We start from the raw sequence: 20737 nt of genomic DNA, 5'->3' as shown, positions 1-20737 counted from the left end.
TTCGAGGAACAACGATATGAGTGCGTCGATCGCGCCCTCCGGCCCGCCCGAACCGGCGGCGAGGGCATGAAATTCCTACTGTTCACGCTGGTCACCCGGGTACCTGACCCGCACACCGGCGTGCTCCCCGAGACGCACGAGCGCTTGCGGTCGGTCGTGGACCAAGCGCGCGTCGCCGAGGAACTCGGCTACGACGGGTTCGCGGTCGGCGAGCGGCACGAGGATCCGTTCCTGTCCGCCGCGCCGCCGGTGCTGCTGAGCCACATCGCCGCCGTCACCGCGCGGATCACGCTGTTCACCGCCGTCACGACGTTGAGCCTGCTGGATCCGGTGCGGGCCTTCGAGGACTACTCGACGCTGGACAATCTGTCCGGCGGGCGGCTGGAACTGATCATCGGCAAAGGCAACGGCACGGCGCAGGCGGAGTTGTTCCACGTCACCACCGGCGACCAGTGGGACCGCAATCGCGAAGGCTACGAACTGTTCCGGGCGCTGTGGGCCAGCGACCAGGTCACCTGGTCCGGCCGCTTCCGGCCGGAACTCGTTGCGGCCAAAGCCTTGCCGCGGCCGTTGCAGCCCTCGATCCGGATCTGGCACGGCAGCGCCACCAGCCGGGATTCGGTGGAACTGGCCGCGCGCCACGGTGATCCGCTCTTCTCGGCGAACGTCACCAATCCGATCGAGCCGTACGCCGACCTGGTGCGGCACTACCGGGAACGGTGGACGCACTACGGACACGACCCGGCCGACGCCCTGGTCGGCGCGGGCACCGCGGGCTTCCACGTCGCGCCCACCTCGCAGGAGGCGCTCGCGGTGTATCGCCCGATCTTCCAGGCCCGCCTGGCGTTGTCGAAAAAGCTCGGCCTGCCCGTCGTGTTCGAGACCCTGGAGGACTTCGTCACCCGGTCCTCGGCGCTGATCGGCAGCCCGGAGCAGGTGCTCGACAAAGTCGGCCGTCAGCACGAGCAGTTCGGGCACGAGGTCATCCATCTGTCCGCCGAGCCGGACGGGCGCACCGAGGCGCAGCACCGCGCCGGCCTCGAATTGTTCCAGCAGGCCGTGGCGCCGGAACTGCGCCGCCGCATTCCCAGTCGTCCCCTGGCCACCGGCCATACCCGCCCCGAATTCTCTGGAGTTACCTCGTGATCCGCACCCGTCCTCGCCTCGCCGCGCTCGCCGGCGCACTAGCCGCGGCCAGTACCCTGGCCGCCTGCGGCAGCGACTCCGGCGGCGCGGGCGGCGACGCCGGACCGCCCCAGCCCGGCGGGACCCTGCGTTACGGTCTGTCGCAGGCGCCGACGTGCTCGGATCCCGCGCAGGCGAGCAGCAATCAGACGCTCTACGTCACCCGGCAGATCGTCGATTCGCTCACTGATCAGGATCCGCGGACCGGCGAGCTGAAGCCGTGGCTGGCGCGCAGCTGGGAGGCCGGGCCCGACGCCAAGGCCTTCACCTTCCACCTCGCCGACGGCGTCACCTTCAGCGACGGCGCACCGCTCACGGCCGATTCGGTGCGCAAGAACTTCGACTCGATCGTCCAGCTCGGCGCGGCCAAAGCGCCACTGGCCAACGGCTTTCTGGTCAATTACGCCGGCACCACCGTGGTGGACCGGCTGACCGCGCGCGTCGAATTCAGCAAGCCCAACGCCCAGTTCTTGCAGGCGACCGCGAGCACCCAGCTCGGCATCCAGGGCGATGCCACCACCGCCAAGCCCGCCGAGCAGCGGTGCGACGGCAGCAATGTCGGCAGCGGCCCGTTCGTCTACACCGGCTATCAGCAGAACATTTCGACCACGCTGACCAAGCGCCCCGGTTATGCCTGGGGTTCGGATGTCTTCGGGCACAAGGGCGAGGCCTACCTGGATCGCATCGAGTTCACGGTGGTGCCCGAATCCGGCGTGCGCACCGGCAGTCTGACCTCCGGCCAGCTGGACGCGGTCAGCGACGCGCTGCCGCAGGATCTGCCGCTGCTGGAAGCGGCGGGCGCCCGCCTGCTGACTACGCCGAACCCGGGTATCCCCTTCGGCTTCCAGCCCAATCTGACCCGCGGCCCGCTGCGCGACGCCGCCGTGCGCCAGGCGCTGCTGCCCGCGATCGACCGCCGGCAACTGGTCGACACCGTGCTCGGCCCGCAGTTCAAACCGGCCACCAGCACTCTGGCCAGCACCACCCCCGGCTACCAGGACCTCTCGGCGCGCCTGGCCTACGATCCGGCCAAGGCGCGCACCCTGCTCGACCAGGCGGGCTGGGCGCCCGGCGCCGACGGCATCCGGGTGAAGAACGGTGAGCGGCTGAGCTTCGGTGTGGTCTTCAGCCAGGTGTTCGCGGGCAACAAGGCGATCATCGAGCTGGTCCAGCAGCAGCTGCGCCAAGTCGGGGTGGACCTGCGCCTGGATCTGGTGTCGCTGCCGGAGAGCACGGCGCGGCAGAACGCCAAGGACTACGACGCCTACTACTACAACACCACCCGCGCCGACGGCGACATCCTGCGCAACTCCTTTACCGTCGAGGGGCGCAATCTCAATGTCCGCGAACGTATTCCGGCGCTCGACGAGGTACTGGAGAACCAGCTGAGCGCCGCCGATACCGCGGCCCGCCTGGCGCTGATCCGGACCGCGCAGGAGCGCATCCTCGACCACGGGCTCTGGATTCCGACGGTCGAGCTGTCCCAGGCCATCGGCGCCGCGGGCACGGTGCACGATCTGAAGTTCGAGGCCTCGGCCCGGCTGCAATTCTTCGACGCCTGGCTGAGCGGGCGCTGATCATGGGCCGGTATCTGGCTTTACGTGTCGCGCAAGCGGTCTGGGTGTTGTGGGCGGCCTTCACCGTCTCGTTCGTCGTGCTCTATCTGCTGCCCGCCGACCCGGTCTCGATCGCCGCCGGCGGCGCGGAATCCGGCTCGCCGGCCGATCCGGCGGCCATCGCCGAATTGCAGGCCAGGTACGGCCTGGATCAGCCGTTGTGGCAGCAGTATTGGACCGCGCTCGGACATGCCGTGCGCGGTGATCTCGGGCACTCCATCGGCACCGGTCAGCCGGTGACCGAGGCGATCGGCGCGGCGCTGCCCTCGACCCTCGGCCTGGCCGCGCTGACCCTGCTCTTCGCGATCCTGGGCGGGGCCGGCCTGGCCTGCGCGGCGACGGCCACGCGACGGCCCTGGCTGCGCAACCTGCTCGCCGCGCTGCCCTCGTTCGGGGTGGCGGTCCCGACCTTCTTCACCGGTCTCGTACTGCTGCAACTGTTCTCCTTCCAGTGGCGACTCACCCCCGCGTTCGGCGGGCACGGATTCAGCGGGACGGTATTGCCCGCGCTGACCCTGGGCCTGCCGATCGGCGCGGTGATCGCGCAGGTCCTGACCGCCGGCCTGGAATCCACCTGGCGGCAGCCGTTCGTGGATGTCGCCCTGGCCAAGGGCGGTTCGCGCTGGTGGGTGCGGCGCAAGCATGTGCTGCGCCCGGCCAGCGTGCCCGCTTTCACCATCGCCGGCGTGCTGGTGGGCAACATCCTGGCCGGGGCCGTGGTGGTGGAGAGCGTCTTCGCCCGGCCCGGCGTCGGGCGGCTCACCCAGTCCGCGGTGCTGGACCAGGACATCCCGGTAGTGCAGGGCATCGTGCTGCTCAGCGCGGCGGTATTCGTCACGGTGAACCTGATCGTCGATCTGATCTACCCGCTGCTCGATCCGCGCATCGCCGATCGCGGGACGGCCACCGGCACAACCACTCTCAACGCTACCGAGGAGGTGGCCGCCCGTGCATGACACCGCCCCGGCCCGTCCCGAACTCGATCCGTCCACCACGGCGATCCTCGCGAACTTTTTCGAGCTCGCGCGTGGGCCGCTCACCGCGGGAGTCGGCTTCACCCCGTGGCTGCTCGCCGACCTCGGCGCCGGGCCGGGCCGCAAGCGCTCCGGGCGCTGGAATTGGCTGCGCGCGGACGCCGCCGCACCCTGGGCCTTCGCGGCGACAATGGAGGCGATGCGCACCCATGGTTGATCTACTCGATGAACGCAGCGGCATCATCGCCAGGCTCGGGCGTCCCACGATCCGCTGGAGTTGGTTGCGCGCCAACGCCTTCGCGCTGCTCGCCGCCGCGGTGGCGCTCCTCGCACTCGGATGGGCGCTGTTCCCTTCGGTTTTCGCGAGCGGGGACCCGCTGACGGGCGTGCCCGCGCAGAAGTTCCAGCCGCCGAGCGCCGAACACTGGTTCGGCACCGACAACCTCGGACGTGACCTCTACACCCGCATGGTGCACGGGGCGGGATTGTCGCTCTCCGCCACCCTCACCGCCGTCGCCATCGCGCTGCTGGCCGGGTCGCTGCTGGGGCTGCTCGCCGGTGCCGCCGGCGGCATCGTGGACGCCGCCATCATGCGCGTCGTCGACGTGCTGCTGGCCATCCCCTCGCTGCTGCTGGCGCTCGCCCTGGTCACCGCGCTCGGCTTCGGCACCCGCAATGTGGCTGTAGCCGTGGGTGTTTCGCTGATCGCCAATTTCGCCCGGGTCATGCGGTCGGAAGTGCTGCGGGTGCGCGGCGCGGACTATGTGGAGGCGGCGCACGCCGGCGGAGTGCGCTGGTACGCGGTGCTCGCCCGCCACATCCTGCCGAATTCCGCGCAACCCGTGCTCGCGCTCGCCGCAGTCGAATTCGGCATGGCGGTGCTGTCGGTCTCCGCCCTCAGCTTCCTGGGCTACGGCGCGAAACCACCCACGCCGGAATGGGGTTCGCTCATCTCGGAGGGCCGGAACTACCTGGCCATCGCCTGGTGGCTGACCACCCTGCCGGGGCTGGTCATCATCGCGGTGGTGGTCGCCGCCCAGCACCTCGGCCGCACGGCCGCGAAGGAGGGACACCGATGACGGCACACACTTCCGACCGGGTCACCGCCCCAGCGTCTCGACCGCATCGCCGGGAGACACAGTCAGCAGATACCTCCGGCCACGCCGGGTCGGCAGCGCTGGATGTTGCGCCGCGAGGGGGCGCAGCAACCAGCCAGGTCGCTACGGACGAGACCACATTGCTCCGGGTCGAGAACTTGCGAGTGCGGTACCGATCCGCTCGGGAGCCCGTCACCGCGCTGGCGGGCGTGTCGCTGACGCTGGCGCGGGGCGAGGTAGTGGCGCTCGTCGGCGAATCCGGTTCGGGGAAATCGACGCTCGGGCACGCGGTGCTCGGGCTGCTCGGCTCGTCGGCCGAAATCACCGATGGAACTCTCACTTTCGACGGGCAGCATGCTGGGGACGAGCGGGCATGGCGGCGGTTGCGCGGCGCCCGGATCGGGTTCGTTCCGCAGGACCCCGGTCTGTCGCTGAATCCGGTACGGCGGGTGGGCGATCAGGTCGCCGAGACGCTGCTGGTGCACGGTCTGGCCGAGCGCCGGGAAGCGCGGGAGCGCGCGGTGCGTCTGCTCGGGGATGCCGGGCTCGATCGGCCGGAGCTGCGGGCCGCGCAGTATCCGCACGAGTTGTCCGGCGGGCAGCGCCAGCGCGTACTGATCGCGGCGGCGCTGATCGCGGAACCGGATCTGATCATCGCCGACGAACCGACCAGCGCCCTGGACGCGACCGTCGCGCGCCGGGTGCTCGATCAGCTGACCGCGCAGACCACCGCCCGTGGCACCGCCGTGCTGCTGATCACCCACGACCTGGCCGTGGCGGCGGAGCGGGCGGATCGGCTGATCGTGCTCAACGGCGGGGAGATCGTGGAAACCGGCCCGACCGCGGAGCTCGTGGCCGCGCCGCAACACCCCTACACCCGGCGACTACTGGCCGCCTCGCCCAGCCTCGCGCCGTTCCCAGGTTTCCGGAGCCCGCCCGCCGCCCCGGCGCCGCCGCTGCTCGCCGTCGGCGCGGTGCGAAAGCGCTTCCACGCCAAGGCCGGTGGCGCGGTCACCGCCGTGGACGGCGTCGGGTTCGAGCTGCGGCGTGGCGAAACCCTGTCCCTGGTAGGCGAATCCGGCTCCGGAAAGTCGACGACGGCGCGCATCGCGGTGCGGCTCACCGCCGCCGACAGCGGCACGGTCACCTTCGACGGCGCGGATCTCACCCAGGCCCGGGGCGCGCGGCTGCGCGCACTCCGGCAGCGGTTCCAGATCGTGTACCAGAACCCTTACGCGTCTTTGGATCCGCGCTGGCGGGTGTCGACGATCGTCGAGGAACCGCTGCGCGCCTACGGCGTCGGGGACCGTGCCGCCCGGCGCGACCGGGTCCGGGAACTGCTGGATCAGGTGGCGCTGCCCGAGCACTTCGGGCGGCGTCGCCCCGCCGAACTGTCCGGCGGGCAGCGCCAGCGCGTCGCGATCGCCCGCGCGCTGGCGCTGCGCCCGGAACTGCTGGTGCTCGACGAGCCCGTGTCGGCCTTGGACGCCTCCATCCAGGCCCAGATCCTCGAGCTGCTGGACCGGCTGCAAACCGAGCTCGGCCTGAGTTACCTGTTCATCTCGCACGACCTCGCCGTGGTGCGCCGGATCAGCGATCGGGTCGCCGTCATGCGGCACGGGCGCATCGTCGAAACCGGCAGCACCGCTGACATTTTCGGTGCGCCGCAGCACGAATACACCCGTGAGCTGCTGGCGGCGATCCCCGCGCCCGGCCGCCGCGCCGGCCCGGACTCCGATCGCACGGGCACCCACCCACTCGAAAGGACCGCCGCACATGGCTGATTCGACCTTGTTCCTCGGCGTGGAGCTCGCCGGGCCCGGCATACACCCGGCGGCGTGGCGGCGCGCCGACTCCCGCGCCGAGGACCTGTTCACCGGCGAATACTGGGTGGCCGCGGTGACGGCCGCCGAAACCGCCGGCGTGGACGCGGCTTTCCTGCCGGACGGATTCGCGCTGCAACCCGGCGGGCCCGGAGTCACCCGCGGCCGGCTGGACGCGGTCGCTCTCGCGGCGCGCGTCGCCGCGGCCACGCACGGGATCGGGCTGCTGCCGCAGGCGGCGGTCACCCACACCGAGCCGTTCCACCTGTCCAAGGCGATCGCCAGCCTCGACTTCGCCGCACTGGGCCGAGCAGGCTGGGAAACGACTGTATCCGAGACCGCCGCGGAGGCGAACGCGTTCGGCCGCAAGGGTGTGCAAGATTCCGCCGCGCTGTGGCATGAGGCGGACGAGGCCCTCGAGGTGGTGACCCGGCTCTGGGACAGCTGGGAGGACGACGCCGAGATCCGTGACGTCGGCACCGGTCGCTTCATCGACCGGGACAAACTGCACTACATCGACTTCGCCGGGGACAACTTCTCGGTGAAGGGCCCGTCGATCACGCCGCGCCCACCCCAGGGACGGCCGATCGTCGCGGTGCGCGCCGCGGACCCGGCGAGTACGGCGGTCGCGGTGCGGCGCGCCGACCTCATCCGGATCACCGCCGCCTCGCCCGCGCAGGCCCGCGCCCGGCGCACGGAACTCCGGTCCGCGCTCGCCGCCGCCGAGCGTGACCCGGACACCGTGCGCGTACTGCTCGACCTCGACGTCCATCTCGCCGATTCCGTCGAAACCGCTGCCGCCGAGGTCCTCGAACTCGATCAGTGGGCGGCCCCCGCCTCCGCACCCCGGGCGGGCACCGCGCCGCTGCGGCACCTCGGCACGACAGCGGGACTGCGCCGCCTGCTCGACGACATCGCCGAGGACCGCATCGCCGACGGCGTCGTGCTGCGTCCCCTCGCCGTCCAGTCCACCCTGACCCGGCTCGCCGGACTCGGCCGTAATCCACCGGCCGCCAGCTCTTTCCGGCACCGTCTCGGCCTCCCCCGCCCGCTCAGCCGGTACGCGACCGCGCCGTCGAACTGAGAGACCGCCATGACCACCACCACACGCAAGCAAGTCCATCTCGCCGCGCACTTCCCCGGCGTCAACAACACCACCGTCTGGGCCGACCCGGATTCCAAGAGCCAGATCGATTTCTCCTCGTTCACGCACCTGGCCCGCACCGCGGAACGCGGACTGTTCGACTTCTTCTTCCTCGCGGAGGGTCTGCGGCTGCGCGAGCACCGCGACCGCATCCACGATCTCGACGTCGTCGGCCGGCCGGACACCTTCACGGTGCTCAACGCGCTGGCCGGGGTGACCGGCAAACTCGGCCTGGCCGGGACCATCAACACCACGTTCAACGAACCCTTCGAACTGGCGAAGCAATTCGCCTCGCTCGATCATCTCTCCGGCGGCCGCGCCGCATGGAACGCCGTCACCTCCTCCGACGCGTTCACCGGCGAGAACTTCCGCCGCGGTGGATATCTGGAGCACAGCCAGCGCTATCAGCGCGCCGCCGAGGTCGTGCGGGCGACGCGCGCGCTGTGGGACAGCTGGCCCGCGGACGCCCTGGTCGTGGATCGCGAAGCCGGCGTCTTCGCCCACGACGTTCCCGAAACCCGTTTCCGCACTACCCAATTCGATATCGAGAGCCGGTTCGTGCTGCCGCCGAGCCCGCAGGGATATCCGGTGCAGTTGCAGGCCGGTGATTCCGACGAGGGCCGTGAGTTCGGCGCCGCCACCGCCGATGCCATCTTCACCGGCCACGGCACCCTGGAAGCCGGTCAGCGTTTCTACGCCGACATCAAGGGCCGGCTCGCGAAATACGGCCGCACGCCGGACGAAGTGAAGATTCTGCCCGCCGCCACCTTCGTCCTCGGCGACACCGCGGCCGACGCGCACGACCGGGCCCGCCACATCCGGCTGCAACAAGTCGGCCCGCAGACCGCCATCGCCTTCCTCGAACAAGTCTGGGGCCGTGACCTTTCCGGCTACGACCCGGACGGGCCGCTGCCCGAGGTGGAACCGGCCGACAACGTCCACATCACCCGCGGCCGGGTCCGGCACGCCAAGGATCCGCGCGCGGTAGCCGAGGCCTGGCGCGCCAAAGCCGAGGCGGAGCACCTGACGATCCGTGAGCTGATCATCGAGGTCACCGCCCGCCAGCAGTTCGTCGGCACGCCGGCCCAGGTCGCCGCGCAGATCGACGAGCACGTCCAGGCCGACGCCGCCGACGGCTTCATCCTGGTCCCGCACCTGACCCCCGGCGGGCTCGACGAATTCGTCGATCGCGTCGTCCCGGAGCTCCAGGAACGCGGCAGCTTCCGCACCGAGTACTCCGGCTCGACCCTGCGCGACCACCTCGGTCTGCGCCATCCCCGCAACGCTCACCGCAGCACCGTCCACGAAGGAGTACGCGCGTCATGACCACAAGCACCGCCACCGAATTCGACACCACCTGGGCGCTGTGGCAGCACGCCCGCGAAGACCAGCTGCGCGATCCGCTCGGCTTCCTCAGCCTCACCGCGCTGCACTGGCTCACCGATCGGCCCGAGCGCCTGGCCGGCGTGCCGGGCACCTGGTGGGTCACCGACGACAAGGTCTTCATCACCGCCCAGCCCGGCGACCGGCTCGACTTCCAGGGCTCCGGTATCGCCGGCGTGCAGATCCTGACGCCCGCCGAGGGTGCGCCGGGACTCGAAGTGCGGCACGGGGATCGGATCCTGGAGGTGATCCGGCGCACCGGCCGGTACGCCGTGCGCGTGCACGATCCGAAGTCCCCGACACTGCTCGCCTTCGAGGGCATCCCCGCCTACGCACCGGAGCCGCGCTGGGTGGTGACCGGCCACTACCAGCCCTTCGACGTGCCGCGCACCCTGACCACCGGCGCCGTCGTCGAGGGCCTGGAACATCACCACACCGCCACGGGCACCATCGAATTCACCATCGGCGAGGTGACCGAGCGGGTCGTGGCCTTCGGCAACGGCGACGACCTGCGCGTGCTGTTCACCGATGCCACCAGCGGCGTCACCACCTATCCGGCGGCCCGCGCGCTCGCCGTCGACGCACCGGATCCCGACGGGACGGTCCGCCTCGATTTCAACCGGGCGGCGAATCTGCCGTGCGCCTTCACCGATTTCGCGACCTGCCCGATCGCGCCCGAGCAGAACCGGTTGCGCGTGGCCATCGAAGCGGGCGAACAGCACCCGAAGCTGGGCCTGGGTGATCGGCTGTGAGCGTGCCGCTGTCGATTCTCGACCTGTCGCCGATCAGTGCCGGGTCCACCGCCCAGCAGGCGCTGCGCAACACCATCGATCTGGCCCAGCACGCCGAACAGTGGGGCTACCACCGGTATTGGCTGGCCGAGCACCATTTCGTCGCGGTCGCGAGCTCGTCCTCGACGACCCTGATCGGGCTGGTGGCCGCGGCGACCAGCCGGATCCGGGTCGGGTCGGCGGCCGTACAGGTCGGTCACCACACCTCGGTGTCGATCGTGGAGGCGTTCGGCACCATCGACGCGCTCTACCCAGGCCGGCTCGATCTCGGCCTGGGCCGGTCCGGACATCGCAAGGCCCAATACGGTTCGGAGCCGACCCATCCCAGGCGGGAGCGCCCAGTGCTGGACACCGCGACCGGACGCACCGAGGTGCGCGACGGCGTGGTGATTCCGCCGCCGTTCGATCCGGGCCGGGTCGCGGACCGCTCGAAATATCTTGCGGGACTGCATCTCCTGCACCAGGAGGGCGCGCAGCCGCAGGACTTCACCGAGCAGGTGGACGACATCCGCGCGCTGCTGGCGGGCACCTACACCACGCCGGACGGCTTTGCGCTGCACGCGGTTCCGGGCGAGGGAGCGCAGGTCGAGGTGTGGCTGTTCGGCAGTTCGGGCGGCGCGAGTGCGGAACTCGCCGGGCGCCTGGGTCTGCCGTTCGCGGCGGCCTATCACGTCGCGCCGGGCACCGCCCTGGACGCGGTGGACTCCTACCGCGCGGCCTTCCGCCCGTCCGCCCAGCTGTCCGAGCCGTACGTGGTGCTGTCGGCGGACGTCGTGGTCGCCGAAACCGATGCGGCGGCACAGCGTCTGGCCGCCACCTACGGCCACTGGGTGCACGGCATCCGCAGCGGCGCGGGCGCGCCCGAATACCCGGATCCGCGCACCGCCCCCGCGCTCACCGCCGACCAGGAACGGCTGGTGGCGGATCGAACCTCCACCCAGTTCGTCGGTTCGCCCAGCACGGTGTCCGAACGGCTCGCCGCCTTGCAGCGGGTGAGCGGCGCAGACGAACTGCTGGTCACCAGCGTCACCCACGACCACGCCGACCGGCTGGAATCGCATCGGCTGCTGGCCGAGGCCTGGGGCGTCCGCGCCGCCCGGGCCGCCTGAACGCCGACCGGATTGCCCAGGCCCGCGACGCGGGCCTGGGCATTTGCGTGCAGTTGAGCGCGTATCTCCCATTGCTTCAGCCCTTGTTGATCTGCCCAACCCGAGTTGTGAAGCTATACGTTCGACCAAAGAACATTCACATCTGCATGTAATGTTCGTCGGGTTCGGACGACGGAGAGAGATCAATGACGACAACTCCCCCACGCCGCGGCGCTCGCTGGTTGATCGCCGGGCTCACCGCGCTGGTCACCGTGGCGCTGGCCGGAGCCCCGCCGGCGCAGGCCACGCCCGCGGGCGACCCGCACTGGGCCGCGCTGCACGACGGTCCGCCGCAGTTCCCCTCGATCCATATCGACTGGGACGTCCCGATCACGATGAGTGACGGCACCATCCTGAAGGCGAACGTGTACCGCCCCGCCGACGCGAACGGCCCGGTCACCGCCCCGCTGCCGACGATCGTGAACCTCACGCCCTACACCAAACTGCTCTCGATGATCGCGCAGACCGCGCTGTCGGTCCCGGTGCTCTCCGACGCGGTGACCAGCGCCTTCCGCGACTTCAGCCTGAACGGCACCGCACTGGAAGGACTCACCGACCAGACCCGCGTGCTCGGCGGCGGGTTCGGGCGTGCCTTCGCCGCGGACCCGAACCTGATCCGCAACGGCTACGTCCAGGTCGTCGCCGACGTCCGGGGAACCGGTTTCTCCCAAGGCATTTGGGAACCTTGGGGTCCGAAGGACCAGGCCGACACTCCGGAGGTGATCGCCTGGGCGGCGGCGCAACCGTGGTCGGACGGCAAGATCGGCATGACCGGCGCGTCCTATTCCGGCATCAATCAGGTACAGGCGGCGGCGAAACAGCCGCCCGCGCTGAAAGCCATTGTCCCGCTGGTCCCCGGCAACGATCTGGTGCACGACATGATCGCTCCGGGCGGCGGCGCGATCGGCATCCTCGCGCCGTATCTGCTGGCGGTGAACCTGCTCAAGCTCACCCCCGACCTGGTGTCGATCGCTGTGGGCAAGTTCGACACCCAGTGGCTGGCCGACCGCCTGCGCAGCCCGATGTCGTTCCTGGACATCGCGATCGCGACCCTGACCACCAGCTCCTTCGATGCCATCCCGCCGGAGTTGGCGTCGGTGCTCGACCCTGCCAGCCCGATCCGGCAGGCCTGGCTCGGGCATCCGGATCGAATCACCGTGCCCACCATGGTGATCGGCGGCTGGCACGACAACTTCGCCAACGGCGAGCCGCGCATCTACCAGAGCATCCCGCTGCCGCCCGGCCAGAAGCAGCTGATCATGGGCAACAGCTACCACGTCAGCGCCGGCTTCGACATGCGCGGCCGCGACGGCGAGCCGCCGCGCGTCGATGTGCTGACGCGGGCCTGGTTCGACAAGTGGCTCAAGGGCATCGACAACGGCATCGACCGCTACGGCCCGGTCACCCTGTGGCAGCAGGGCGCGGGCTGGACCACCGCCGGTGAGTTCCCACGGCCGGGCCACACGCACCAGCGCATGTATCTGTCCGCGACGGCGAGCGGCACCACGAACGCCAGCGTGCACGATGGAAGCCTCAGTGCGGCAGCGCCTTCGGATGCTCGACGACTGACGGTCGCGCCCGGTCTGGCGAGCCTGTGCTCGGCGGACGCCGCACAAGGCACGGCGGGCATCCTGGTGTTCACCGGCTGCGGCAAGGACGCCCGGGTGCAAGAGCTGCAAGGACTGACCTTCACCAGTGCCCCGGTTGCCGAACCGACCACCCTCTCGGGTCCGATCGCGGTGCACCTCAACACAATTCACGACGCGACCGACGGATACTGGACGGTGACCGTAAACGATGTCGCACCTGATGGACGTTCGACGACGCTGAGCACCGGACAGTTGCTGGCCTCACTCCGCGCCATGGACGAAAACCGCAGCGCGCGTTCGGCGAACGGTGACTACAGCGACCCCTACCCGATCATGTCGCTGCACGAGCGGCTGCCGATCGTGCCGGGCGAAGCGACCCAGCTCGACATCGGGCTGGCGCCCACCGACGCCGTCCTGAAGCCAGGGCACCGGCTGCGCGTGGACATCTTCGCGAGCAACTACCCGAAGGGGCTGCCGATCCGGCCCTTCCTGGATGCGACGGAGCCGAAACCTCAGCACCTTCAGTTGGACCCCACGTCGCCGAGCTACGTCAACGTGCCGATCGCCGGAAACCCCGGCTGGTGAGCGCATAGCAAAGGGGCCGGCATGCACCGGCCCCTTTCGTAGTTCTTACGCGCTCAGCGGCGCGGCGGTCACGCCGTAACCCAGATTGGTGAGCACCTCACTGGTCGCCTTCGCGAAGTTCAGCGTGATGAAGTGCAGGCACGGTGCGCCCTCGTCGATCAGGCGCTGCCCCATCTCGGTGGCGATCTCGATCCCGACCTCGCGCACCGCGGCCCGGTTCTCCTCCGGACCGTCCCCGGCGGCCTTGTGCAACCGCTCCAGCACATGCGCGGGCAGCGCGCGACCGCACAGCTCCTCCGCGCGCGCGACCGTGCGCAGCGAGGTGACGGGCATCAGCTCCGGAATGATCGGCTTCTCCGCCTCGATCGGATCGAACGCGGCCAGCCGATCCCGCAGCCGCAGATAGTGTTCGACGTCGAAGAACATCTGGGTGATCGAATACTCCGCGCCCGCACGCAGTTTCGCGGCCAGGAACTCGGTGTCGTGGTCCAGGCTCGGCGAGCGGTGGTGGCCCTGCGGGAACGAGGCGACGCCGACGTGGAAGTCACCGAGATCGCGCACGATCCGGACCAGTTCCTCGGCGTAGGCGACGCCGTGCGGGTGCTGCTCCCACTCGCCGAGCGGATCGCCCGGCGGGTCGCCGCGCAGCACCAGAATGTTCTTGATCCCGGAATCGGCGTAGGCGCCGACCAGCGACCGCAACTCGGCCACGCTGTGCCCGACGGCGGTCAGGTGGGCCACCGGCAGCAGGATCGTCTCCTGCGCCAGCTGACCGGTCACCCGCACGGTGCGGTCGCGGGTGGAACCGCCCGCGCCGTAGGTCATGGACACGAAGGCCGGGTGCATCCGCTCGAATTCGCGCACCGCCCGCCACAGCCGGGCCTCGGCTGCGGCGTCGCGGGGCGGATTGAACTCCACCGAGAACGGCACGGCGCGGCCGCCGTGCGTCCGCAGGCTCTGTACAACCGAAGGCGTTCCAGAGACGTTCGGTGGCCGCCGCAAGTCATCGAAAGTCACCGGTCCAGTGTAGGGGGACCTGCACGTTCGACCTATTTCCTCCCAAATGGCGGGAAAAAGGAGAGCCCGGGCGACGGCGGTCACAAGGGGCGCGCGTATCCTTTTACTGGGCAGTACCCTCGCGGTGACCTGGTTGAAATCCCGCCTCGGCCCCGAGCCCGAAAACACCGACATCCGCCGTGCTGGCCCCAGTGCGGCCCGTGATCCATCTTGGAGGATGCCCTGTCCGCCGGACCAGGTACCCCTACCCGAACCCTGTCGTCGGCGACCAACGGATCCGCCGAGGTGACCGGGGCAGCCTCCGCTACTCCGCAACTGGGCGCACCCGGCTTCGTCACCGCGGTGGAAAAGGCACTCACGGAATTCTTCGCCGCCAAGCGCACCACGGTCGAGCCGCTGGGGCTCCCGTTCGTCGAATCCGCCGAAGCGCTCGAGCTTTTCGTGCTGCGCGGCGGCAAGCGCACCCGCCCGGCCTTCGCCTGGACCGGCTGGCTCGGCGCGGGCGGCGACCCGGACGCCCCCGAAGCCGCCGCCGTGCTGAGCGCCTGCGCCGCACTCGAACTGGTGCAGGCCTGCGCGCTCATCCACGACGACATCATCGACTCCTCGCGCACCCGGCGCCGTTTCCCGACCGTGCACGTCGACTTCGAAGAGCGCCACCGCGAGCGCGCCTGGGCCGGCGACTCCGCACACTTCGGCACCAGCGTCGCCATCCTGATCGGGGATCTGGCCCTGGCCTGGGCCGACGACATGGTCCATGCCTCCGGCCTGGACGACGCCGCCATCTCCCGCTTCGCCCCGGTCTGGGCGCTGATGCGCACCGAGGTGCTGGGCGGGCAGCTGCTCGACATCAACGGTGAAGCCGGCGGCGACGACTCGGTCGAGGCCGCGCTGCGCATCAACCGCTACAAGACCGCCGCCTACACCGTGGAGCGCCCGCTGCACCTGGGCGCCGCCATCGCCGACGCCGACGCCGGGCTGTTCGCGGCCTACCGCGAGTTCGGCACCGATATCGGCATCGCCTTCCAGCTGCGGGACGACCTGCTCGGGGTCTTCGGCGACCCGGCCGTCACCGGCAAACCCTCCGGCGACGATCTGCGCGAAGGCAAGCGCACCGTGCTGCTCGCCGAGGCCCTGCGCCGGGCCGACGCCACCGACCCGGCCGCCGCGAAACTGTTGCGCACCAGCATCGGCACCGATTTGAGCGCCGACGACGTGGAGCGCCTGCGCGCCGTGCTCACCGAGCTCGGCGCGGTCGACGAGGTGGAATCTCGCATCGCCGACCTCACCGAACGCGGCCTCGCCGCCATCGAAACCTCGACCGCCACCCAATCCGCGAAACAGTCATTGCGTGCGATGGCACTCGCCGCAACCAGGAGGACCGCATGAAAGCCGTTGTGGGACCAGCCGATCGAGTAATCACCGTCGGCGCGGGTCCCGCCCCGCGTACGACCGCGAAGCGACGTGGGAAGAGTTTCGTGCTCACCGAGCGCCGGATCATGATGGGCGCGGCGCTGCCCGCCCGCCGTGCCATCCGACTACCGAAGGCCTGCGCCGCAACCGAAACCACCGGCGAGTAGACCCGTCCTACCCGTCGTCCGGTCGGCCTACCCCGTCCTCCCGGCATGCTTCGGCCGGGATCCAGGCACGCTTCATCGAACCGTCTGGATCCCGGCTATAAGCGCGCCGGGACAGCGGTGATCTTCAAGGAGAATCTGTGAAAACCGTTGCGGGACCGACTGATCGGGTCGTCGTGGTGGGCGCCGGTCTATCCGGGCTCGCGGCGGCGCTGTATCTCACCGGCGCCGGGCGCACCGTGACCGTGCTGGAGCGGGCCGATCATGTCGGCGGCCGGGTCGGCGTCTATCGCGGTCCCGACTACGAGATCGATTCCGGCGCAACGGTGCTGACCCTGCCCGAACTGGTGACCGAGGCGCTGGCCGCGGTCGGCCGGACCCCCGAGTCCTGCGGCCTGCGCATCCAGCAGCTCACCCCGAGCTACCACGCGCGGTTCGCCGACGGCGCCGATCTCCGGGTCTACGCCGACGCCGACGCCATGGCGGCGGAGGTCACCCGGGTCTGCGGACCGGTGGAGGCGCGGCGCTACCGGCGGCTGCGGGACTGGCTGGCCCGGATCTACGCGGCCGAGTTCACCGAGTTCATGGACACCAACTTCGACTCGCCCCTGGACATGGTGCGGCTGCCGCGCAAACGCGCCGCGCTGCTGGAACTGGTGCGGCTCGGCGGTTTCGGCAAACTCGGCGCCCGGGTCGGCCGGATCCTGCGGGACCAGCGGCTGGCGCGGCTGTTCACCTTCCAGGCGCTGTACGCGGGCATGCCGCCCGCCGAAGCGCTCGCGGTGTATGGCGCGATTCCCCATATGGACACCTCGCTCGGGGTGTACTTCCCCGAAGGCGGCATGCGCGCGGTCGCGGCGGCGCTGGCCGAGGCGTTCACCGGCGCGGGCGGCACCCTCGAGCTGAACACCGAGGTCGTCGGGATCGATTACGCGGGCGGCCGGGCCCGGCGGGTCTGCACCGCCGACGGCCGGGCCCTCGAATGCGACGCCGTCGTCCTCACCGCCGACCTCGGTGCGATCGAACGTTTCGGCGTCCGCCGCCGCCGGTGGCTGCGCGCGTCCCCCTCGGCGGTCGTCGCGCACGGCACCGTCCCGGCCGAGATCGCCGCGGGCTGGCCCATACAGGCCCACCACACCATCGAGTTCGGGGCCGCGTGGGATCGCACCTTCGCCGAACTCACCGCCCGGCGCGGGCAGCTGATGAGCGACCCGTCGCTGCTGCTGACCCGGCCCGCGCTGACCGACCCCGGCCTCTTCATCGACCGCCCCGACGGCCGGCACGAGCCCTTCTCGCTGCTCGCGCCCTGCCCGAATCTCGATGCGGCGCCGCTGGATTGGGACCGGCTGGGGCCGTCCTACCTGCGCGAGCTGCTGGAGGTGCTGGAGCAGCGCGGCTACACCGGCCTCGCCGCGCACTTCACCGTCGACCACCTCGACACCCCGCGCACCTGGCAGGACCAGGGCATGCTGGCGGGCACGCCGTTCTCGGCCGCGCATGTCTTCCGGCAGACCGGTCCGTTCCGTTCGCGCAACTTGCCGAGCTCCAGTGACAACGTGGTTATCGCAGGTTGCGGCACTACCCCGGGCGTGGGCGTGCCCACGGTGCTGCTGTCCGGAAAACTGGCGGCTAACCGGATTACCGGCGCTGTGTCACCGGCATCGGAAGAAACCGCGCCTACCATGGCGCGTGGGTTCGCAACGAAGCATTAAACTGATCGCCGACCTATTCGCTTGCGGTTGCGACCGCTGACCCTGCCGGGGGGACCGACACCACATGCCATCCCCGGACATGCGCGTCACCTCCGACAATTCGGCCGTCAGCGAGCACTTGCCAGGCCGCCCGAAAGGGTCGGCCGACCACACCGCCGTCAGCCCGCGCCCCCTGCGGTCGCGGATGCAGACCTACGCCGATTTCATCCGCAGCCCCGAGGGCCACGCGGCCCTGATGGGATTCGTCGGCGCCATCATGATCACCTTCGGCGGCTTCGGCGCGGGCAGCGTCCGCAAAGTCGACCCGCTGCTGGAGTCCTGGCATCTGTCGTGGCTGCGCTTCGGCCACGGGCTGGTGCTGTCGAGCATGGTCGTCTGGATCGGCGTGCTGCTCATGATCACCGCCTGGGTTCGGCTGGGGCGGACCACGATCGGCACCGGCGACCGCGCGGGCGCCGAGGTCACGCTGAACGAGCTGCGCGCGATCGTCGGCATCTGGGTCTTCCCGCTGCTGTTCGCGGCGCCCATGTTCAGTCGCGACGCCTATTCCTATCTTGCGCAGGGTGCGCTGCTGCGGGACGGCTTCGACCCTTACGCGGTCGGTCCGGTCGCCAATCCTGGTGTGCTGCTGGACAACGTGAGCGCGGTCTGGACCACCACCACCGCGCCCTACGGCCCGATCTTCCTGTTGCTGGCCCGCGGCATCACCGCGATCACCGGCGACAACGTGGTCGCGGGCACCATCGGCCTGCGGCTGGTGATGCTGCCCGGTCTGGCGCTGATGATGTGGGCGGTGCCGTATCTGACCAAACACCTCGGCGGCAAGCCGACGGTCGCGCTGTGGCTGGCGGTGCTCAATCCGCTGGTGCTGATCCACCTGATGGGCGGCGTGCACAACGAGATGCTGATGGTCGGGCTGATGTGCGCCGGCATCGCGCTCGTGCTGGAGCGGCACCATGTCGCGGGCATCGTGGTGGTCGCCATCGGCGTCGCGATCAAGGCGACCGCCGGTATCGCACTGCCCTTCCTGGTGTGGATCTGGATGCTGCACGAGAAGGAGAAACGCGCCGCCGAGCGGCTGGGCAAGCCGACCGACGATCCCGCGGTCATCGACACCGACGCGGCCGCCCCCTCGCGGGACATGCCGCATCCGGCGTTCGTCTTCGCCAAGATCGCGGGACTGGGCCTGCTCGTCTTCGCCGCCGTCTTCGCGGCGGCCTCGCTGCTCGCCGGGGTCGGCATCGGCTGGCTGCAGGCGCTGCAAGGCTCCAACAAGATCGTCAACTGGCTCTCGCTGCCGACCATCCTGGCGCACATGGCCACCTGGGTCACCCCCCTCGAGTTCGCGCCGGTCCTCGACGTCACCCGCCTGATGTGCGAGCTGCTGATGGGGCTGCTGCTGGTGCTGACCTGGTGGCGGTTCCGGCACAGCGAACGCGAGGCCGTGCTCGGCATCACGATCGCGTTCGTCGCCATCGTGATCCTCTCCCCCGCCGCGCTGCCCTGGTACTACTCCTGGCCGCTGGCGCTGGCCGCCGGCTTCGCGCTCTCGACCACGACCCTGATGGTGCTGGTCGGCCTGTGTACCTGGCTGATGCTGGTCTTCACCCCGGACGGCAACATCGGGCTCTACAACCTCCCGCATGTGGCCGCCGCGACCTTCGCCGCCGTGGTGGCGGCGCTGTCGCTGCGCAAGGTGGACCCGCTGCGGTTGCGCGCCACACCCCCGCCCGCGGAAGTTCCCGTCCCGCGGCCATGAGCTCGACGCCCCTCGACGCCGCCTATCAGGAATGCAGGCGGATCGCCGCCGAACACGGGCGCACCTATTTCCTGGCGACCAGACTGCTGGCCGCGCCGCGCAGACCGGCCGTGCACGCGCTCTACGCGTTCGCGCGGACCGTGGACGACATCGTCGACCACGCCCAGCGCGTCTCGTCCGACCACGGGCCCGCGGGCGCGGTCGATCTGCTGGAGAAGCAGCTGCGCACGGCGCTGGAACAGGGACCCGGCGCGGTCGCCGACGCACCCGTGCTGCTCGCCCTGACCGACACGATCACGCGATACGACATTGCCCCGCACCACTTCTGGACGTTCCTGGATGCCATGCGCATGGACATTCCGGGCTCCGGGCACTACCGCGACCGCTACGCCGACATGACCGAACTCCGCGCGTACATGGGCGGCTCGGCCGCCGCGATCGGCCTGCAACTACTACCCGTGCTCGGCACCGTAGTCCCCCGGGCCGACGCCGAACCGGCCGCCGCGGCGCTCGGCGAAGCCTTCCAGCTCACCAATTTCCTGCGCGATGTCGGCGAAGACCTGGACCGCGGCCGGGTCTATCTCCCGGCCGACGATCTCATCGCCTTCGGCGTCGACCACGACCTGCTGTTGCACTGCCGGCGCACCGGGCGCACCGACCCGCGGGTCCGCCGCGCCCTGGCGCATCTGATCGCCGTCAACCGGGGCATCTACCGGCGCGCCGACCCCGGCATCGACCTGCTCGAACCGCGGGTGCGCCCCGCCATCCGCACCGCCAGCACCCTGTACGCGGCCATCCTCACCGAGATCGAGCGACGCGATTACGCCGTCTTCGACCAGCGTGCGGTGGTCGGGACGCCCAAGCGCCTGCGCGTCGCGGCGACCCAGCTCCTCGCGCGCTGAATGGCGGTAGCGCCGCGCGGGCGCTACCGCGGATCAGACCGGGTTCAGAACGGGTCGGCGGCCGCGCGGCGGATCACTTCACGGGCCAGCGGGCCGTGCAGCGCGTCGATCGGCTTACCGGGCAGGCTGTCGTCGTCGGTGAAGATCCACTCCAGGATCTCCTCGTCGCTGTATTTTGCGTCCTTCATCACGGTGATCAGCCCGGGGAGGTGCTTGGTCACGCCACCGTGCGGGTCGAAGAAGATCTCGGGGACGCCGGCGACGCCGGCCCGGCGCAGCGCGAGCAATTGGTGGTCGCGCAGCATCTGATGCACTCGGGTCACCGAGATGCCGAGCTTGTCGGCCACTTCTGGCAGTGGCAGCAGGGACACCGACTCCGGAAGAACATCATCACTGCAGGGAAATGCACTCACCCCGATAACGGTAGACGGTGCC

Annotated in this window: 18 protein-coding genes; 16 read left to right on the top strand and 2 right to left on the bottom strand. The window is 70.3% G+C overall.

Annotation, left to right across the window (positions count from 1 at the left end; genetic code table 11):
• The first annotated feature begins 66 nt into the window (after nucleotides 1-66).
• The 11 genes from AB0M14_RS35275 (at nucleotide 67) to AB0M14_RS35225 (ending at nucleotide 13335) form a co-directional block, all read left to right on the top strand.
• Nucleotides 67-1146, top strand: coding sequence for an LLM class flavin-dependent oxidoreductase (locus AB0M14_RS35275; protein WP_365003634.1), 1080 nt, complete (start codon nucleotides 67-69; stop codon nucleotides 1144-1146).
• The gene (locus tag AB0M14_RS35270; RefSeq protein WP_365003631.1) at nucleotides 1143-2762 is read left to right on the top strand and encodes an ABC transporter substrate-binding protein; all 1620 of its coding nucleotides are present in this window, start codon (nucleotides 1143-1145) and stop codon (nucleotides 2760-2762) included. The genes AB0M14_RS35275 and AB0M14_RS35270 overlap by 4 nt, the downstream gene beginning before the upstream one ends.
• Nucleotides 2763-2764: 2 nt before the next feature.
• Nucleotides 2765-3757 (top strand): ABC transporter permease, encoded by a 993-nt coding sequence (locus tag AB0M14_RS35265; RefSeq protein WP_365003628.1) that lies wholly within the window; start codon nucleotides 2765-2767, stop codon nucleotides 3755-3757.
• Nucleotides 3750-3992 carry a hypothetical protein gene (locus tag AB0M14_RS35260; protein WP_365003626.1) on the top strand — a complete coding sequence of 81 codons (243 nt, stop codon included), beginning with the start codon at nucleotides 3750-3752 and terminating at the stop codon, nucleotides 3990-3992. Before AB0M14_RS35265 ends, AB0M14_RS35260 begins: the two co-directional genes overlap by 8 nt.
• A complete protein-coding gene (locus tag AB0M14_RS35255; RefSeq protein ID WP_365003623.1) occupies nucleotides 3985-4854 on the top strand; it encodes an ABC transporter permease in 870 nt (289 codons plus the stop codon). Before AB0M14_RS35260 ends, AB0M14_RS35255 begins: the two co-directional genes overlap by 8 nt.
• Before the next feature lie 98 nt (nucleotides 4855-4952).
• Nucleotides 4953-6656, top strand: coding sequence for an ABC transporter ATP-binding protein (locus AB0M14_RS35250; protein WP_365003881.1), 1704 nt, complete (start codon nucleotides 4953-4955; stop codon nucleotides 6654-6656).
• A complete protein-coding gene (locus tag AB0M14_RS35245; RefSeq protein ID WP_365003621.1) occupies nucleotides 6649-7779 on the top strand; it encodes an LLM class flavin-dependent oxidoreductase in 1131 nt (376 codons plus the stop codon). Before AB0M14_RS35250 ends, AB0M14_RS35245 begins: the two co-directional genes overlap by 8 nt.
• A gap of 9 nt (nucleotides 7780-7788) precedes the next feature.
• The gene (locus tag AB0M14_RS35240; protein ID WP_365003618.1) at nucleotides 7789-9165 is read left to right on the top strand and encodes an NtaA/DmoA family FMN-dependent monooxygenase; all 1377 of its coding nucleotides are present in this window, start codon (nucleotides 7789-7791) and stop codon (nucleotides 9163-9165) included.
• Nucleotides 9162-9974, top strand: coding sequence for a DUF1684 domain-containing protein (locus AB0M14_RS35235; protein ID WP_365003616.1), 813 nt, complete (start codon nucleotides 9162-9164; stop codon nucleotides 9972-9974). The genes AB0M14_RS35240 and AB0M14_RS35235 overlap by 4 nt, the downstream gene beginning before the upstream one ends.
• Nucleotides 9971-11122, top strand: coding sequence for an LLM class flavin-dependent oxidoreductase (locus AB0M14_RS35230; RefSeq protein ID WP_365003613.1), 1152 nt, complete (start codon nucleotides 9971-9973; stop codon nucleotides 11120-11122). The genes AB0M14_RS35235 and AB0M14_RS35230 overlap by 4 nt, the downstream gene beginning before the upstream one ends.
• A gap of 185 nt (nucleotides 11123-11307) precedes the next feature.
• Nucleotides 11308-13335, top strand: a complete 2028-nt coding sequence (locus AB0M14_RS35225) for a CocE/NonD family hydrolase (RefSeq protein WP_365003610.1) — start codon at nucleotides 11308-11310, stop codon at nucleotides 13333-13335.
• Nucleotides 13336-13380: 45 nt separating this feature from the next.
• Here AB0M14_RS35225 and AB0M14_RS35220 read toward each other — a convergent pair whose 3' ends face one another.
• A complete protein-coding gene (locus tag AB0M14_RS35220; protein ID WP_365003608.1) occupies nucleotides 13381-14352 on the bottom strand; it encodes a methylenetetrahydrofolate reductase in 972 nt (323 codons plus the stop codon).
• Nucleotides 14353-14637: 285 nt separating this feature from the next.
• Here AB0M14_RS35220 and AB0M14_RS35215 point away from each other — a divergent pair, with 285 nt between their 5' ends.
• The 5 genes from AB0M14_RS35215 (at nucleotide 14638) to AB0M14_RS35195 (ending at nucleotide 20302) form a co-directional block, all read left to right on the top strand.
• A complete protein-coding gene (locus tag AB0M14_RS35215; RefSeq protein ID WP_365003605.1) occupies nucleotides 14638-15741 on the top strand; it encodes a polyprenyl synthetase family protein in 1104 nt (367 codons plus the stop codon).
• Complete coding sequence (locus tag AB0M14_RS35210) at nucleotides 15738-15932, top strand: hypothetical protein (protein ID WP_365003602.1); 195 nt, start codon at nucleotides 15738-15740, stop codon at nucleotides 15930-15932. Before AB0M14_RS35215 ends, AB0M14_RS35210 begins: the two co-directional genes overlap by 4 nt.
• Before the next feature lie 137 nt (nucleotides 15933-16069).
• Nucleotides 16070-17641 carry a phytoene desaturase family protein gene (crtI, locus tag AB0M14_RS35205; RefSeq protein ID WP_365003599.1) on the top strand — a complete coding sequence of 524 codons (1572 nt, stop codon included), beginning with the start codon at nucleotides 16070-16072 and terminating at the stop codon, nucleotides 17639-17641.
• A 184-nt stretch (nucleotides 17642-17825) separates the two neighbouring features.
• Nucleotides 17826-19400, top strand: coding sequence for an alpha-(1->6)-mannopyranosyltransferase A (locus AB0M14_RS35200; protein ID WP_365003878.1), 1575 nt, complete (start codon nucleotides 17826-17828; stop codon nucleotides 19398-19400).
• Nucleotides 19397-20302, top strand: coding sequence for a phytoene/squalene synthase family protein (locus AB0M14_RS35195; RefSeq protein WP_365003596.1), 906 nt, complete (start codon nucleotides 19397-19399; stop codon nucleotides 20300-20302). The genes AB0M14_RS35200 and AB0M14_RS35195 overlap by 4 nt, the downstream gene beginning before the upstream one ends.
• Before the next feature lie 44 nt (nucleotides 20303-20346).
• Here the strand turns inward: AB0M14_RS35195 and AB0M14_RS35190 are convergent, their stop codons facing one another.
• Complete coding sequence (locus AB0M14_RS35190) at nucleotides 20347-20715, bottom strand: Rv2175c family DNA-binding protein (protein WP_365003593.1); 369 nt, start codon at nucleotides 20713-20715, stop codon at nucleotides 20347-20349.
• Nucleotides 20716-20737: the final 22 nt, after the last annotated feature.

The sequence above is a fragment of the Nocardia sp. NPDC051832 genome (genome assembly GCF_040681285.1).
GTDB lineage: Bacteria > Actinomycetota > Actinomycetes > Mycobacteriales > Mycobacteriaceae > Nocardia.
Note: the sequence above shows the minus strand (reverse complement) of the source record. Positions and strands in the feature narration are given on the sequence as shown.

What these genes read in the sequence shown, in the direction of transcription:
- AB0M14_RS35275 (WP_365003634.1), top strand. Translation starts at nt 67, where the DNA reads ATGAAATTCCTACTGTTCACGCTGGTCACCCGGGTACCTGACCCGCAC.
- AB0M14_RS35265 (WP_365003628.1), top strand. Translation starts at nt 2,765, where the DNA reads ATGGGCCGGTATCTGGCTTTACGTGTCGCGCAAGCGGTCTGGGTGTTG.
- AB0M14_RS35255 (WP_365003623.1), top strand. Translation starts at nt 3,985, where the DNA reads ATGGTTGATCTACTCGATGAACGCAGCGGCATCATCGCCAGGCTCGGG.
- AB0M14_RS35245 (WP_365003621.1), top strand. Translation starts at nt 6,649, where the DNA reads ATGGCTGATTCGACCTTGTTCCTCGGCGTGGAGCTCGCCGGGCCCGGC.
- AB0M14_RS35240 (WP_365003618.1), top strand. Translation starts at nt 7,789, where the DNA reads ATGACCACCACCACACGCAAGCAAGTCCATCTCGCCGCGCACTTCCCC.
- AB0M14_RS35235 (WP_365003616.1), top strand. Translation starts at nt 9,162, where the DNA reads ATGACCACAAGCACCGCCACCGAATTCGACACCACCTGGGCGCTGTGG.
- AB0M14_RS35225 (WP_365003610.1), top strand. Translation starts at nt 11,308, where the DNA reads ATGACGACAACTCCCCCACGCCGCGGCGCTCGCTGGTTGATCGCCGGG.
- AB0M14_RS35210 (WP_365003602.1), top strand. Translation starts at nt 15,738, where the DNA reads ATGAAAGCCGTTGTGGGACCAGCCGATCGAGTAATCACCGTCGGCGCG.
- AB0M14_RS35200 (WP_365003878.1), top strand. Translation starts at nt 17,826, where the DNA reads ATGCAGACCTACGCCGATTTCATCCGCAGCCCCGAGGGCCACGCGGCC.
- AB0M14_RS35195 (WP_365003596.1), top strand. Translation starts at nt 19,397, where the DNA reads ATGAGCTCGACGCCCCTCGACGCCGCCTATCAGGAATGCAGGCGGATC.